The sequence below is a fragment of the Adlercreutzia shanghongiae genome (genome assembly GCF_035830635.1).
GTDB classification, from domain to species: Bacteria; Actinomycetota; Coriobacteriia; order Coriobacteriales; family Eggerthellaceae; genus Adlercreutzia; species Adlercreutzia shanghongiae.
In genome coordinates this window covers 157,734-174,057 of sequence record NZ_JAYMFI010000003.1, presented here as the reverse complement: position 1 = coordinate 174,057, position 16,324 = coordinate 157,734, and the positions used below count along the sequence as shown (strand labels likewise).

The window sequence follows — 16,324 nt, the reverse complement described above, 5'->3', positions numbered from 1 at the left end:
CGCCGTTACTCGTCGAGCAACGCCTCGTACTCGCGACGCTCTTCGGTAAGCTTCGCCAGGTGGTCGTTCAGGGTGTTCAGGTTGCGCTGGGCGCCCAAGAACTGGATGATGCCCCACACCGTGGCGGTTCCGGCCACGGCGGCAATCATGCCGAGGATGCCGAAGGGACGACGGATGGTGAGCAGCGTGGCGATGGCGCCGATAGCTGCCATGGCCAAGCCGTTGCGCCGCTCGTCGGACACGGTATCGCGCTGGGCCACGAGCTGGGCGCGGGCGGCGGCGATGCCGGCGAGACGCGCCTTGATCTCGGCCTCGGTGAGGTACTCCACTTCCACGTCGTCTTCCACTTCGGTCCAAGAGCGGGCCGCGCGGTCGCCGGCGCTGCCCGAGGCCGAGGCCGAACCGGAACCCGAGCCGCGCCGCGCACTGCGGCCGCCCCTGCCGCCGGTGCTTGCGGACAGCAAGTCGTAAGCCTCTTGCAGGCGCTTGAACTGCTCGGTGGCGCGGCTCTGCAGCTTCTCGTTGCCCGCGAACTTATCGGGGTGCAAAATCTGCACTGTTTCGCGGTAGGCGATTTTGATGTCGTCGGCCGTGGCGCCGTCGTCCAGACCGAGTATATGTAAGGCTTCTGTTCTGTTCATGCGAGAATCCTAGCATGATTTGCAGGAAAACGCGGTTTGTTTGCAGTTGCCCAAATCACAAAAGCACTTTTTCAGCCTTCGGAGCAAGCTACCTCGCATCGAGGTAAGCCCCATATGAAAGTTTTCCCTGATCAGCGAAATGCTTATTAATTAACTCAACTTTCAAGGAGCAGACTCGCTGTTTCTCCCCCATTTCAAAAGTGCAAACAATGGCCTTTTTCAAGACGAAAAACCGGACAAAACTTTGCTGGACGGAACAAGTCTTCTCCCTGCCAGCAGAGCCGCCAATCCGAGCAGCGTCGTCACCGCGACAAGGGGAATGAGCTCGGCGGCATCTCCTGTCAGATAGGTTGAAGGGAGAGCGCTGCCCGACAGCATAAGCGGTCCCCAATACAGCAAATCAAAGAGGCTATGGAAGGCAATGGGCACTGCCAGCGCAAAGGAACGGCGCGGCTGGGGCAATCTGTCGAAGGGGCTGCGCAGCACGAGCATGGCCATAACCAGACCGAAAAACGTCGACTGCGCAACCTTCAGCAGCGCCTGAACAGCCGCTATGCCGACATCGGCGCCTGATTGCAGAAGAGGTCCGTCGGGAAGAAGATGGAAGAGGCCGAACACCAGGGAGCTAGCTACCATTGCAAAGCGGGCCGGATTCCGGAAAAGGGCGCATGAGGCTTCCCGCTGGGAAAAGGATCGCGCCCAAGACAGGCAGCTCCACAGCAGAACCCCACGGAAGAGTATCTCCTCGACAAACCCCGCCTCTAAAGCGGCGGCCAGAAGCTCGCCCAGGCGGCTGAAATCCCAAGCCGCTGAGCCACCTTCTACCAACTCTTGGCCCGCGCCGCCCGCCACTGCAGCCAGCAGCGCAAGCACAAGAGGCAAGCCGAAGCCGGCAGGTATGATTTTGGCGTTTCCCATGGGCCATCATTATAATAGGTACGCTCACACGCGCCATAGGTTCTCGTCGAAGGCGGTGCGGATGAGCGATGTCGGTGCCGCCGGGACCATACCGCGCGCCCGCGCGACTATTTTGGTGCCGGTGCGTCGAGGCTGCCCGCTCGAACGTCGATGCCGATAACGACGTGGGTGGCGCCCGCCCGAGCAAAGACCAAAGCGCCGCCGGGACCACCTGCCTGCCCTGCCGCCTGTCCCCTGCGAAAGGATTCCCGTGGATCGTTTGCCTTCTGCCTCCGCATTCATCTTAAAGGTAGCGGCCATCGTGGGCATGACGTGCAATCACGTGGCGAACGTATTCGGCGGCGCGCTGCCCGGCGGGGCGATGGTGGCGCTGTATGCCTTGGGCGGCCTCACCTTTCCCATCATGGCGTATCTGCTGTGCGAGGGCTATCGACACACATCTAGCGTGCTGCGCTATGCCGAACGGCTCGGCGTGTTCGCGGCCATCTCTCAAGTACCCTATTCGCTGCTGTTCGGCGCAACGGGCAATGTGCTTATCACCCTGCTCATAGGTTTGGGGATGCTGTGGGCGCTTGACCGCATGAGAAGCCGCGCGCTGTGCGCGCTGGCGATGCTCGCGGGGCTCGTGGTCAGCAGCTTGTGCGACTGGGGAGTTATTGGGCCAGTGATGATTCTGCTGTTCTGGCACCTGCATGACCGTCCGCGTGGCGTGGCGCTGGCGATGCTTGTCCCGCTGCTCGCCTTTGGACTGCCGGCGCTTTCGTGGGTGATCTCCGAGACAACGCCGCTGAGCCTGGGTGTGCTGGGCTACTACACCATTGGGTTCGGTTTGGCCACGGTGCTCATGCTGAACTACAACGGCCGGCGAGGCCGGCCGATGAAATGGTTCTTCTACGTGTATTACCCCGCGCACCTCATGGTGCTGTGGGCGCTGACGCAGATTGTCTAGAACGTCTGCTGCGCGTTCGGCGCGACGGACGCATCGGCTTCGGGAGCAACGTTGCCGAGCACCTGACCCTCGAACGCTGCGAGCTTCTGGGCCATGACCAGGCGGCGGCGAACTGCCACCACGCCCCACAAAGCGGTACCGATTGCGCCCAACCCGGCAACCCATGGGGCCGGATCAACCGGAGCGTCGAAAGCGCCCAAGGGTACCTCTTCTTCGGGAATGACGGCCGACGAGCGAGCTACCATGGGCGTAGCGTCATCGGCAATGGCAACCTCTCCCACCACGAAGGGCTCGGCGGCTGCGGCCATCATCGGCTCGGCCACCAGGGCGCGAGACTCCGGGATTGCCTCGGAGACCTTCGAAGGGGAAACCGTCGTGCGTTCACCGGCGGCAAAGCCATCACGCGGCGCGGTCGCGGCGGCGTTGCCCTGCGCCGAGCCCTGAGAGCGCTGCGGGTTCTTCGGCATGGTGAAGTTGACGTTCGGCGCACTCGGTTTGCTGCCGGAAGGAGGGGTCGGCTTCGCAGCGCCGCCCTCGCCGGCCTCACCCACGCCGGGGCCTTCGCCCTGCTCACCATTGCCAGGAACGTCGGGCACAACCATGGGATCATCGCCATTGCCCTCATCATCGGGAGTGGGATTGGGAGAGGCGGCCACCTTCTCGTACACCAGCGTCATGCCCGCTGCCGCAGACCGCGCAATGGGCGCCCCCGTTACCTCAACCGACAGGCCGCCGTTCTGCTTTTCGGTAAGGCTTTCGGAATAGACATAGCCTTCAATGTCGACGACCTGATCAGCTGCCGCCATCTGAGAGCCAAGGGCAGCGAGGATGGTCCGTGTGCCCATCTTGCCGCCTTCCACATCGACGTCGCCCACCTCAAGAGCGTTTCCGTCGGCATCGATATAGCGAATCTCAAAGCTCACCAACTGATCGGACAGAGCACCGTCCAGGTGCCATGCATTGCCCTTGACGTCATAGCTGGAAGCTCCGCTGTCTACCTTAAGGGTCGTCCACTCTGCCGCACTCAGGCTCAGAATCTCTGCCCCTGGATAATACGCAATGTTTTTCAGCGCCGCAGCGATGCCGTCTTGATACAGCGCGACATCCTCGCAGGCCCCTTGAGCAAGGAGATTGGCCTTCTCTAATCCGTCCAAAGCAATGACGCCGACCGTGAACCAACCGTCTTTGTTGACTCCCAGGCCGCTTGCGTTTGCCGCCTCAAGAGCTTTACCCTCAAGCTTCAGGTACACGAACACGTTGGCGCCTACCTCGGGATCCTCGGGCGCTTCCATAGTCGGCTGCTCGATGGCCTCAGGCTGGCCAGCCTGCGTCTCATCCGCCAAGGCAGCGCTCGAAAGCGTAGCCAGGTTCAAAAAGGATGCAGCAAGAAGCACCGTCACAACGGCGGCAACTGCTTTGGCAAAAAGGCTCTTTTGCGTATTGGTAAACCGTGTGATGCCTGCCATGACCATCACCCGTTTCCTTCCCGTTTAACCTCTCGATAAAGATTATTGTAGTTTACCAAACGCTGGCGAAGTTATCAGCCGACTAGCGACCATTCGGGGCAATTATTACAGGAATCCTCATAGAGAAATTCCCAGGTTCTCGCCTATTTTCGCAAAAGAACTAGCTTTGGCCCAAACCTCGAAGGAGTTCCTCTCGATAATCCGCATCGGTCGCTGCGCGGCGAGCGTCCTCGAAACGGCCGGCATCCATGAGAGACGCTATGAGCGCACCGGCCTCAGCGAGGCCCTCGGCTCTCCCCTCGGCTCTCCCCTCGGCTCTCCCTTCGGCTTTCCCTTCGGCCATTCCGACAGCTCTTCCCTCTGCCATTCCGGCAGCTCTCCCCTCTGCTAGGCCTTTTTCCCATCCGGCCTTTTGCAAAAGACGCCCTTGGGCGCGCATATCTTCTTCTATGGTCAACATGGCGAGAGCTCCTTCCTTCCACAATCCGTCGGCATTGGCCGCTGCAACCGCAACAGCAATATCAGCCGCAAGTCCGTCGTCGCCGGCATCATCGGTTGCTATGTACCGAAGTAAACCACGAAGCTGCCCGGCGGGCAACTTCTCCCAAGCAGAAACGTTCAAGACCGACCAAATGAACCCGTGACCTAGCTCGACACCGTCATTCTCTTCGCAACGCATATCGAATGTGTACACGGGCAATCCGGCGCCGAACTCGTCTTGTAGGCAAATGAATATGATGAAGCTATTCGGGAGGTTGTCGTAGGAGACCCCCGGCGTCAGCATCGCGGTATCCATCGCGCCCTGGTAGTAGCGCATGCGCTTTCCGAGACCCTCGCGAGAGTAAGTCTGCATCTCGACATCGTAAACCGCACCTGACGTGCGAGCCATCACATCGAGTCGCACACCATGGGCGCCGATTCGCGGCTGCAGGGTTCGCTCGGCAACTACGTTGCTCACTTTTGCGATGGGCATGCCGAGAACCGTCTCCAACAAGCGCTGGCACAAATCGGTTCGTTCTTCCATGACGCGATCGAACATTGGATGTTCGCTGAACAGAAGGTCTCTTATCTCCATGGCCGTCTCTTTCTCTCTCGGATAGACGAGACCAATCTGCGCCATCCGAGTCGCAGAAACGACGGCGGGAAGTCCCGCCTTACGCCTCCCCCGAACCGCAAAGACATCGCTTGATTGCCTCAAACGCGCCTCCCGCAAACCTCCCGCGCGAGACAATCGCCTGAAAGGTTAGGCATTGGCGCAACGTCCGTGCACGCTGGAACTGTCTGCACAAGAAGCGTTTCCGCCGGAACATCCCAGCAGATAGCGATACTGGTCTGAAAAAGGAGACGCTGGGAGCTTAGCTCTGCGCCGGCGCTCGTAGGAGCTACTCGTAATAATCCACATCGGTCGCTGCGCGGCGAGCGTTCTCAAAACGGGCGGCATGACGGGGTCTTCTTTCTCTCAGGATCGTCGAACAAGCCCTCTATGCGAGCAACAAGATTTGCCACCATCGCAGGGTCCTCCAGCCTACTCAGAGCGAAAGCCCGTTTGCCCGCGTCCTTGAGCGAGGCGCCGACATGATATGCCTCCCTTCCATCCAATACGAGAAATCTGTCGTGGAAGGAGCGGCTCTCTGCAACCGCCAAGGGACCGTGCTGCCATTCGAAAGCGGCTAAGTCCTCCTTGGCAAACCCGCGCCCGGGGTATGTCACCACGGCGCATCGCACGTTCTCTTTTTTCTTCGCGAGCACATTCAGCGTGGCGGCATCAATGTAGCCGTCTACGAGAACGATCTCTTCCTCCGCTTTTCTTACGATGCTCGAAAGCAGAACGAAGGCGTCGAACGTTTCTCCCTCATAGAAGATGCGCTGTGTCGGCACAGCACTAGCCTCAAGGTAGCCGAATATCTTCTCAAATCTCTCATCTGACACGCGCTCATGCTCAAGCTGTCGCCCTTCTAGTGCTGACATGCGCTGCGACAGGCCGGCGCTGCGCATAATCGACCGCCGCATCTCTACAAAGGCGTCCATTATGCCGATGCTAACCTCAATGGCCCTGTCGCTGCGGAGAACGGCTGAGAGCATGGCGACCCCTTGCTCGGTAAACGCATAGGGCAGGTACCGCGTCCCGCCCCAACTTGAGGTCACAATTTGTGACCTCAAGTTCTCGACCTCGCTGGCAGTCAACCTGAACCTGAACCTCGAGGGAAATCTTCCCTCGTTTCTTTTCACGGCTTGATTGAATGCCTTCGTCTCCACTCCGTACAAAGCCGCGAGATCTCGATCGAGCATCACCTGCTGTCCACGCACCGTGTAGATTAACGACCTCAACTCTACCTTCACGCCCGCAAGCTCCACAAAATCATTCATATCGTCCTGCCGTTCAGTTCAGTTCGTGAGACCCCTATCCTGCTTTTACCGAAAGACAATCGGAAACATAGCAGCGCAGAGTCGCAGAAATGACGGCGGGAAGTCTCGTTTCGCACCTCCCCTGCGTCTCACAGATGTCGCTCGATTGGCCCAAGCGAACCTCCCGCAAACCTCCCGCGCGAGACAACCGCCCGACAGGTCAGGCATTGGTGTGGGGCGGGAGTGCCCGTCGCAGTTCCGAGTCTTTTCATGAATTCATGCGAGGAGGGCGGAGCTCGTCAGAGCGCCGCCCTCCTCCGGGTTGGCTATGTCGCGGGCGCGGAAGGCCCGTTTGGCGCCTCGGCCCTAGGCGGCCAGGAGGGCTGCCAGGTCCTCGCGGGAGGCGAAGGGGCGCGACTCGGCGTCAGGGTCGTGGGCGGGGAGCACCTCGCCCCCTCACTCCCGACCTAGCTCGCGCATAAGCTCCTCGCGGTAGCCCGCATCCGTTGCCGCACGGCGTGCGTCCTCGACACGCCCGGCGTCCAAGAGAAGCACAATGAGCCGTCCGAAAGCGGCTTCGGCCTCCGAGACTTGCATCTCCATTTCCTGCTCCAACGTGTGCACGCGGCCCACCCACTTCTTGTCCTTGTTGAACTCCGCGACGAGCCAGTCAATGCGCTCCGTCAACGGCCCGGTCGCCTTGCCGGTTCCCACGTATTCTAGCATCTCGCCAACAGCGCCACCGGCCTCGACCCACGCCCTGGCGTTAAGCGCGGTCCAATGCGAGCCATCGCCGACGCGCATCTCCTTAGCTTCGACGCACATACGCTCGATTGAGTATACCGGGAGTCCCATACCGAACGGGTCATACATGCAGAAGAACACTATGAAGCTCTCGGGCAGCTTACTGTAAGCGTGGCCCTTCTCTAGAGAGGCGATGTCCATCGCCGCTTGGTAGTAGCGAAGGCGCCTCCCCATGGAGGGCTCGCGGTCAACCTGCATCTCTATGTCGTAGACCCGCCCATCCTCTTTGGCGACGACGTCCATGCGCACGCCCTTCTCGGCCGCGGCGGGCTCGTAGCACTGCTCGGCGTTGAGGTACACGATCTCGCCCGCCTCTATGCCGGTCACCGCGCGAAGCACTTCCCTGCAGACGTCCTCCTCGCACATGACCCTGTTGAACATCCACCGGTTCGTGAACTTGAGCCTTCCCTTAGCCATCGCTTCCTCCTTCTCGCTCGGTCTTGAGGTTGAGCCTAGCCCACCACAACCGCAGAAATGACGGCGGGAAGTCCCGCTTCGCGCCTCCCCCGTGCCTCAAGGACGTCGCTTGATTGACTCAAACGAACCTCCAGCAAGCCGTAGTCACCGGAAAAAGGGACGGGCCGCGCGTCTGCGCGGCCCGTCCGGGCAATTGGCTATGTCGCGGGCGCAGAAGGCCCGTTTGGCGTCTCGGCCCTAGGCGGCCAGAAGGGCTGCCAGGTCCTCGCGGGACGCGAAGGGCTTGGGCTCGGCGTCAGGGTCGTGGGCGGGGAGCACCTCGCCCTCCCACACCTCGCCGTTGCGGTCGAACTTGCGGGAGCGCACCACCCAGCGGAACGACGGGCGCACGCGTTCGTCGAGGGCGGCCACCTCGTCGGGGAAGGCCATGCCCGCCAGCGTGCGCTCGAGCGCGCCCAGCTCCGTCTCGCCCGCGTCGGGCATCACGAGCCCGGCCTCGGGGTTGTACACGACGCCCTCGCCCACGAAGGCCAGGCGCATCTTCTCGCGGCGCTTGCTCTCGGCCCACGCGATGCCCGCCACGACGGCGGCCACCACGAGCCACCACGCGACGGCCACGACCAAATCCAGCGGATCGTCCACATGGTTGAAGCCGAGCGCGAACCACATCCACAGCAGCACGCCCGCAGCGACAGCCGCGATTGCCGTGACGATCCAGTTGCTCTTTCTCATCTCAGTCACTCCTTTCAAGTGAGGAAGGGGGCGGATCTGTCGGCCGCCCCCTCGCGGCTTTGCTTACAGGGCCTGGTGACCGGCAACGGCCACGGTCTCGGCCTCAGCATCCTCGATGCCGAGGACCTGCTTTTCCATGTCATCGATCTCATCGGTCAGGCCGAGGCGACGACGGGCAACAACGATGCCGTACACGGCGGTGATGAGGATGCCGAACAGCATCACCCAGTGCACCCAGCAGTGCGGCTCGTCGAAGGCGCCCATCGGGGTTCCCTCGTCCTCAATCTGCTCGGGCTCAGCGGCGGTGAGCTCAACCGTCGGCGTGGCAGCCTGCGGGGTCGCGTCATCGACAATCTCCTCAGCCTCGGGAGCCGTGGCCGCAGGAGCGGCCGGAGCGGCAGCCGGGGCCGGAGCGGCAGCGGTCACCACCGTAGCCGGACCAGCCGGAGCGGCGGGGGTCGCAGGGGTCGGAGTCGCCGGAGTCGGGGTCGCCGGCGGAATTACCGGAATCACCGCCGGCGGCACGACAGGCGCAGCCGAAATCGTGAGCGTCGCAGGCACGTAAGTCACCGTGTAGTTGCCCTGGATTGTGAGACCCGTCGGCACGATCTGGTAAGAGCCAACAAGCTCGCCCGCAGCACGAGAAATCGTGTAGCGGATAAGGCCGGCGGTCTCGCCGTTCACCAGACCGCTAACCGTAGCGGCCAGCGCCGGATCGGCCGTGCCGGCCACCTTGCCAGCAGCGACGGCAGCCACGGTCACGGACGCGCGGTTGATGACCACGGTCACGACCTTCTCAACCGTCTCGTAGTTCGGGTTGGTCGCGCGGACAGAGACCTCGTAGCTGCCGGCGTTTAGGAACGTCGGCAGCTGGGACGTCCACGCGCCGCCGTCGACGGAGTACTCGACGGTGGAGTTCTCGCGAGCGGCTGTCGCCGTCAAAGTCAGCACCTGACCGTCGTAGGTCTTCACGATGCTGTTGGCCGCAACGTCGTTGATGCCGGGAATGATCACGTCGTTCTCGGTAGAGGAGAGAATACGGAAGTCGGCGGGAACGAACGTATACTCGTAGTTCGGGTTGCGATCAACCCAGGCCACATTGGGAACAAGTACGCCCTCGTAGAGGCCGGCCTCGTTCACAGAGGCGTTGGAGCGGATCACGGAAACGGCACCAATCGGGTCCTCACCAATCAAACCAGTCTTACTCCAGTCAAAGGTGGGATCCTCCTCCCCGTATACCTTGCCATTGGCCACGGCGGAGATTGTCAGCGGGGCCGGGGTGATCTGGTAGTGGCGCTCCACGGTGCCGGCGTAGTTGCCCTTGCCGGTGATGGTTACCACGATGTCGCCGGTCACGTTGGTGAGGTCGTCCTTGGAGTAGGCGACCTCGTAGTCGGTGCCCGCGACGAGCTCCTTCTCGCCGTCCTTGACGACGGGCTCCCACTTCTGCTCCTCGCCGTTGTAGACCAGCGAGATCGGGCTGTCGGCGTCGAGGCCGAGCTGCTCGCCGGGGTTCTCCGGGTCGGGCTCGGGCTCCGGCTCGGGCAGGGCCTTGGCGGAGACGGTCAGGTCGGCGGGGACGAACTGGATGTCGTAGTTCGGGTTGGCCTTGTCGATTGCCTCCCATCCGGCGACGGAGACGGCGCCGGGGTATTTCTGCGCGGCGAGGTCGGGGGCGGGGGCGGGATTGGACTCGGCGGTCAAGCCCTTCGGTTCCTCGCCGGCCACGAAGCCGCGGCCACCCTCGGCGTCGAACGCCTCGGCGGAGATGTCACCCCTGGCCAGGCTGAACAGGTCGCCGTAGGTCATGGACCAGTCACCGGCTGCGACCCTCGCGGGGCGGGCGGTGATCTGGTAGTAGCGCTTAATCGTCTGAGTGCCAGTGGAGTAGTTGCCGATGCCCTCGATGGATACCTCGATGACGTCTACAACGTTCGTGAAGTCAACGCTTTCGGGAGAATTGACGTACTTGTACTCAACCGTGTAGTGCAGACCTTCTTCGAGCTCCTTCTCGCCGTCCTTGACGACGGGCTCCCACTTCTGCTTCTCGCCGTTGTAGACCAGCGAGATCGGGCTGTCGGCATCGAGGCCGAGCTGCTCGCCGGGGTTCTCCGGGTCGGGCTCGGGCTGTGGCGCGGGCAGGTCCTTGGCGGTGATGGTCAGCGAGCCGTACACGGCGGCACTGTAGTTCGCGGACAGGTCCTTGCTGTCCTTCACGATGGTGACCTGCGCGCCCTCGATCGGGCCATGAGCCTGCGGGTAGGTTCCGACGTCCACGCCCTTGACCTCGGCGCTGGAAACAGTGACGGCCGCGTCCTTGTCGGCCTCAACCAGGCCCTTGACCTCGATTGTGGCCGCTTCGTCCTGGCCGACAGTCAACGTCTGCTCGGAGCCGTTGTACCCGACAGTCTTGGAAGCGCTAACGGTCAGCGGAGCCGGGGTGATTTTGTAGGTGCGCTTCACCTCTCCGGTGTAGTTGCCCTTGCCCTTGATGGTCACGGTGATCTGCCCGGTAACGTTGGTGAAGTCCCCGGTGCTGTAGGAGACGTCGTAGTCGGTGCCCTCGCGGAGGACGGACACCTTGCCCTCGGCATCCTTCATGGTCACGATCGGGGCCCACTGATGGGGCTGGCCGTCGTAGACGACGTTCTCCGGGGAGTCGATGGCGACGCCGACGTAGCCGGGCGCGTCGGGGTCCTCGCCGGGGACGATGGCCCGCTCGGTCACCGTCAGGGTGCCGCACATGGACTCGACCACCTTGTAGTTGGACGCCTTGGCGGTGTCCCACTCGATCACGTAGGAGTTGTTGCCCGCGGCGCCGCCGACCTCGGTCTGGGAGCCGGTGACGTCGAGGGCGGCGGTCTCCCCCTCCACGAGGCCGTCGATGCTCCACCCGTCCTTCTTGGTGAGGGCGATGCCGTCGTAGACCTTGCTGGCCGAGGCCGTCGAGACCTTGAGCTCGGCCGGGGTAATCACGATGGACCCGGAGACCTTACGAATGCTCAGCTTGTCGGTGACGTCCTCACCTGCAGCGTTTTCGATCTTGAGCGTCGTGACCTCGGCCTTGACCCCTTCAGCGGGAGTGACGTCCTTGGCCGAGGCGGTGGTCACCGCCTCAACGAGGGTGTATCCCTCGGGAAGCTCGGACACGAAGGCGGAAGCCGCGTGCTCCTGGCCGTCGTAGACGTACTCACCGCCGACAGCGGCAACCACGACCTCGTCAGCGTACTCGGTGACGGTCAGGGTGCCGCACTTGGACTCGACCACCTTGTAGTTGGACTCCTTGGCGGTGCCCCACTCGATCACGTAGGAGTTGTTGCCCGCGGCGCCGCCGACCTCGGTCTGGGAGCCGGTGACGTTGAGGGCGGCGGTCTCCCCGTCAACGAGGCCGTCGATTCTCGACTCGTCCTTCTTGGTGAGGGCGGTGCCGTCGTAGACCTTGCTGGCCGAGGCCGTCGAGACTCTGAGCTCGGCCGGCGTGACCTCGTAGGTGCGGGTCACGGTGCCGGTGTAGTTGCCCTGGCCGGTGATGGAGACCGTGATCGCGCCGGTGACGTTGGTGAAGTCGCTCTTGTCGTAGGAGACGGTGTAGTCGGAGCCCTCGGCGAGCTCGGACACCTTGCCCTCGGCATCCTTCATGGTCACGGTCGGGGCCCACTGATGGGGCTGGCCGTCGTAGACGACGTTCTCCGGGGAGTCGATGGCGACGCCGACGTAGCCGGGCGCGTCGGGGTCCTCGCCGGGGACGATGGTCCGCTCGATCACGGTCAGGGTGCCGGGAACCTTAGTCACCTTAAACTGAGCCGTCACATCATTACCCTCGGAGTCGAGGACGATCTCATTGCCAGAGATAGTGGTCGGCCAAGAGCCGGCGTTCATATTCTTTGCGGACGACGTAAGGCCCTGCACATAATAGGTCATATCCCCAAACGTCACGACAATCGCAGGCTCGCCTCCATGACGAAGAGCAGACGCTGGAACAAAGCCAGCATTCACAAAGCCGCTTACTTCAAAAGTGGTTTTACCGTCGTAGATATAGGGAGTCGTATTGGAGGCACCCGTCACGGTTGCCTTAAGCTTATTCTCGTCAGAGAGAGAATTGACGGTAAGAGAACCCTCGGAATCAGTAATGTTGTAGTTCTCTGGATTCGTGTTGGCCTTAAGAGTATAGGTGAAGGTGTTCTCGCTCATGCCGGGAATGGTCTGAGAGCCCGTGCAGACGAGTTTTTCGATGCCTTCGCCAGCGACAAACCCGTCGCCATCGGAGACCTTATAGCTGTTCTCGGTCAGAGGCTTGCCGTCGTAATCCTTCTCGTCGCTACCGGACGTGATGGTCACGGTGCGCTTTTCAATGGTGACGGTCACGGTGCGCTCGAGCTCGACACGGCCGAGAACCGTTGCCTTAAGATTGACGGTGTACTTACCGGCATCCTTGAACTGGGGCATCTCGCTGGTCCACGCGCCCTGATCAGAGGTCTTATACTCGACATCGTACATGTTCTTGTCGAGCTCAAAGTCCGTTCCGAAGAGCTTGACCTTCGCGTCGATCACGCCGTCATGGTTCTGTCCGTCGTACTTGCCAGCATAGCCGATCGCTTCAAGCTGAACGAACTGGGCATAGAGCTTGTTGCCGTCCATACCGTCGACACCGATCTTGATACCAGGCTGGAAGGCATTGCTCACTGCCTCAGCAGTCGGACGTTGCTGCTCGGTCCAGCCGATGAATTCGACGCCTTCGGGAGCGGAGAACCCGAGCCCAGAGAGCTCGGGGACGTTGAGCGTCGCATTGTTCGCGATCGACGCGACTCCATTTTGCTCATAAACCACACTATTGCCCTGATTATCGTCGAAGGTCAGCGCGGTCTTGGGGGCCGCGAGGCCGTACTCGGCAACGGCAACCACATCGACGGTTCCCATGGGGATCTTGTCGCCGGGCTGGTACAGGGTGTCGCCGATCTTCCAACCCTGGAACAGAAGCCCCGCCGTAGGAGCCTCATCAGCGCAAGGGAGGAGCTTCGCGTAGGCACCGTCGACATAGTGGTTGGAGTCGGAGGTGGCGGAGGCGGTGGCGCCGTCGGTCTGCCTGTAAATCACCGTCGCGCCCTCGGTCGCCGTGTTGGAGACGTACAGCGGGCGAATGGAGATGTCTTTGGTGATGACGGTGCTGGTATTGAACGGGGCGCCGTTGTCGTACACCCAGCCGGCGAACACCTTACCCGCAGGGGTGTTTTTTTCCGCGGCGGCGTTCATCTTAGCGACGGCCTCGTCGCTCAGCGGTTTGTTGTACTCGGCCGCAATGGCAACCGTGTCAGTGGCATCGGCGTTTACAAAGACGGTCGCCTTGACCTCGGGGGCCTTCCACTTGGCGTAGGCGATGAAGTTTGTCGCGGGCATCGTGGCATCTTCGGCTACCGCGTCCGTGCAAGCAGGATCAAGATGCCAGCCATCGAACACGTAGTCGCTCATACCTTCAGGCTTCTCGGGATTATAGAATCCCTTCAGGTAAGAGGAGAGGGGCTTTTCGTAAGGAACCGTCTTGGTGCTTACAATCTTCACGCCATTACTGAATTGAAGAGTATACGAGTTACGGTAATACAATAGCGGAGGATTATCATATGCATAAGGCTTATTGAAGCGGTTCGCTGTTACAGCCTGGGTGAATCCTGTTCTATCGAAATAATCCTCGTCGTATGTGAGGTATACTTTCCCGTCATAGTAAAACGTATCCGCGAGGTAATAAACCTTTCCCCCAGACTTCAATGTCTCAGCCCCAGCGGGCACCTCTCCATCAATAGATTCTAAATAATGATAGAAAGGGTGTTGAGTCGCTGAACTATAGTATGTCAAAGTCAGCTTGGCAGAAGGCATCTTTGCGAGATAGACATACTGTTTGTTAGTCAAACTTGAAGTCCAGCTAGAAGACGGCTGCTGCTTTCGCACCTGCTCCCATATTCTTGCCAAATCAGCATCATATTTTACTTTTTCGTTGTAATAAACGGTGCCACTGTTCCACAACACGCCTTTTTTTACAAACTTGAGATCATATGTCTTGCGCTCGAAGTAGATGTTGAAAATAGTGGAGCCATCGCCCGCAATGGTAACGCCAGCGTTCTCGCTTTGCGTCTTAGCTGCGTAATATGTGAACTGGTTCCTGTCACCTTGGTTCGGAAGCTTACTGTTCAAAGAGCTCACCAGCTGGTTACCGTTCAGAGAACCGATACCCGCGCCAGCGGTGCCGGTCTTCGTTTCACTGTCGACGTATGTGTAGCCATCATCGTCGGCGTTCTCGATCCAGTACTGGACGGTATAGTTCACGTTGGTCTTTGGCGTCCAGCGAGCCGTAAGGGTCATAGACTCCATCGGCAGGCTTTCGAACGTCTCGCGGGTGTCGCCGTTGTACCAACCTGCGAAGTCGTAGCCCGGGCGCGCGGTCTTGAAGGAGGCCTCGGCGTAGCCCGCCTGATCTCCCCCAGCCACAACGAAGAAGGGGTCGACGGCCGTGCCGCCGGCGCTGTCGAAGGTCACCCAGCAGCCATCGGCCACCTTCGGGTAGACCTTCATGGGCTCGGAACCGCTGAACTTGGCGCCCTCGGCGAGGGCAACCGTGCACTCGCGATCGATGAACCACCCGGCGAAGCCCTGGGTTGATGACTGGATGAAAGCCTTGGCCGTCGCCGTGGCGGCGGTCGTGTTGACGACTTCGCTCTCAGTGCCCGACTCGGTCCACAGGACGTTCTTGCCCTGCAGATCCATGAAGTAGACGTAGCGAATCTCCTCGAAAGCTGCGTAAACCTCTACCGTGGGCTCCTCGGTCGTGCCCGCATTAACGGGCATATAGGGGGCAGCGAGATCGAGAACGTTGCCATCCTTGAACGTCCATCCGGCGAACTTGAAGCCGTCCTTTGAGGGGGCCGCCGGGGCTACAAGCGTTTCGCTCCCCTTGATCTTCTGGGTATCGACGAGCTCACCTTCCACATAGAACTTGTAGGTGACGGGCATCTTCTCCGTCGCGGCCACCACATAGATAGAGAAGTGCTCGACGTCGAAGGACTGGACGTCGGCCTCGGCCTGGCGGGTGGCGACCTCGGTCACGGTGGCGGCGTTGTCGCTCACGTGGTAGACGGAGATGTCCTCGCCCTCGAGGTTGGCATCAAAGAAGCAGACGTTCACCTTGCCGTCGGGCTGAATTTCCTGGCCGTCCTTCACGAGGGTCACATCGATGGCCTCGTAGTCGTCGAGGGACTTGCCCTCTTCGGCCACGGCCTCTTCAACGGCCTCCTTCACGGCGGCGGAGTTGACGCGCTTGGCGTTCACTTCCGTGCCTGCGGGGACGACTCCAGCGTCGGCAGTCACCTTCACGACGATGCTGCCAACATGGGCGTAGCCCTCGAATGCCTCGGGGGAGTCCTCCTCGGCGGCCTCGGTCGCAGGAGTCTCTTCCCCAGCAGGAGCCTCATCCTCGGCGGGGGTCTCGGTCACCTCCTCTGCGGCTTGCTCGGGTTCGGCCGGCTCCTCTACGGAAGCAGGCTCGGGCTCGTCGGTCTCAGGCTCGACGACCTCCTCATCGGTCTCCGCCTCATCCGCATCGTCGACTTCCATGCCGAGGGTCTCCTCGACGGTGGTCTCCTCGTCGACGGCGTTGGCGTAGTCCGTGAACATGGTCACGTTCAGGAACGAGAACACCAAAAGCACCGACAGCATTACCGATAGGAATTTGCCCTCGGCGGTGTTTCTCGCGTCCATGAATCGCGCGATGGTCCGCATACCCCACACCTTCTTTCTCTACTACGTTTGCTTCTACGACTCTTTAAATACCGTCTGCTCGCCAGCCGGATATTTAACTAGGTAACCGAAGCGTTTCGCTTAGGCTGTTTTGTTGCCTGCGCGTCACGCTTCGTACACCCGCGCGTTACGGATGACTAGAATCACTTTATCTATCTGGGAAAACTTTTCCACCGACGTTATGACCGGTTTTGTCAACAATAATTAAATTGCTCAGAATTTCAAAGCTTTGACCTGGGGTTTTACAAAGAAAGTTCTGATTTAGACGA

At 60.8% G+C, this 16,324-nt stretch carries 9 protein-coding genes; 1 reads left to right on the top strand and 8 read right to left on the bottom strand.

Annotated features, from left to right (window positions below; genetic code table 11):
• Window positions 1-5: 5 nt before the first annotated feature.
• The gene (locus VJ923_RS02775) at window positions 6-641 is read right to left on the bottom strand and encodes a J domain-containing protein (protein ID WP_326438302.1); all 636 of its coding nucleotides are present in this window, start codon (window positions 639-641) and stop codon (window positions 6-8) included.
• 219 nt (window positions 642-860) lie between these two features.
• Window positions 861-1,559, bottom strand: a complete 699-nt coding sequence (locus VJ923_RS02770) for a CPBP family intramembrane glutamic endopeptidase (protein ID WP_326438300.1) — start codon at window positions 1,557-1,559, stop codon at window positions 861-863.
• A gap of 250 nt (window positions 1,560-1,809) precedes the next feature.
• On the opposite strand from VJ923_RS02770, the gene VJ923_RS02765 reads away from it, so the two are divergent.
• Complete coding sequence (locus VJ923_RS02765) at window positions 1,810-2,508, top strand: TraX family protein (protein WP_326438298.1); 699 nt, start codon at window positions 1,810-1,812, stop codon at window positions 2,506-2,508.
• Here VJ923_RS02765 and VJ923_RS02760 read toward each other — a convergent pair.
• The 6 genes from VJ923_RS02760 to VJ923_RS02735 form a co-directional block, all read right to left on the bottom strand.
• Window positions 2,505-3,974: a hypothetical protein gene (locus VJ923_RS02760; protein ID WP_326438296.1), complete on the bottom strand. Its 1,470-nt coding sequence runs from the start codon at window positions 3,972-3,974 to the stop codon at window positions 2,505-2,507. The two genes, VJ923_RS02765 and VJ923_RS02760, sit on opposite strands and share 4 nt — an antisense overlap.
• 160 nt (window positions 3,975-4,134) lie before the next feature.
• On the bottom strand, window positions 4,135-5,049 hold the full coding sequence (locus VJ923_RS02755; RefSeq protein WP_326438294.1) for an Rpn family recombination-promoting nuclease/putative transposase: 915 nt from the start codon (window positions 5,047-5,049) through the stop codon (window positions 4,135-4,137).
• Between the two features lie 350 nt (window positions 5,050-5,399).
• The gene (locus VJ923_RS02750) at window positions 5,400-6,341 is read right to left on the bottom strand and encodes an ORF6N domain-containing protein (RefSeq protein WP_326438292.1); all 942 of its coding nucleotides are present in this window, start codon (window positions 6,339-6,341) and stop codon (window positions 5,400-5,402) included.
• A gap of 435 nt (window positions 6,342-6,776) precedes the next feature.
• On the bottom strand, window positions 6,777-7,541 hold the full coding sequence (locus VJ923_RS02745) for an Rpn family recombination-promoting nuclease/putative transposase (RefSeq protein ID WP_326438290.1): 765 nt from the start codon (window positions 7,539-7,541) through the stop codon (window positions 6,777-6,779).
• A gap of 237 nt (window positions 7,542-7,778) precedes the next feature.
• Window positions 7,779-8,273, bottom strand: coding sequence for a hypothetical protein (locus VJ923_RS02740; protein ID WP_326438288.1), 495 nt, complete (start codon window positions 8,271-8,273; stop codon window positions 7,779-7,781).
• 63 nt (window positions 8,274-8,336) lie between these two features.
• A complete protein-coding gene (locus tag VJ923_RS02735) occupies window positions 8,337-16,037 on the bottom strand; it encodes an MBG domain-containing protein (protein ID WP_326438286.1) in 7,701 nt (2,566 codons plus the stop codon).
• Between the last annotated feature and the right edge of the window lie 287 nt (window positions 16,038-16,324).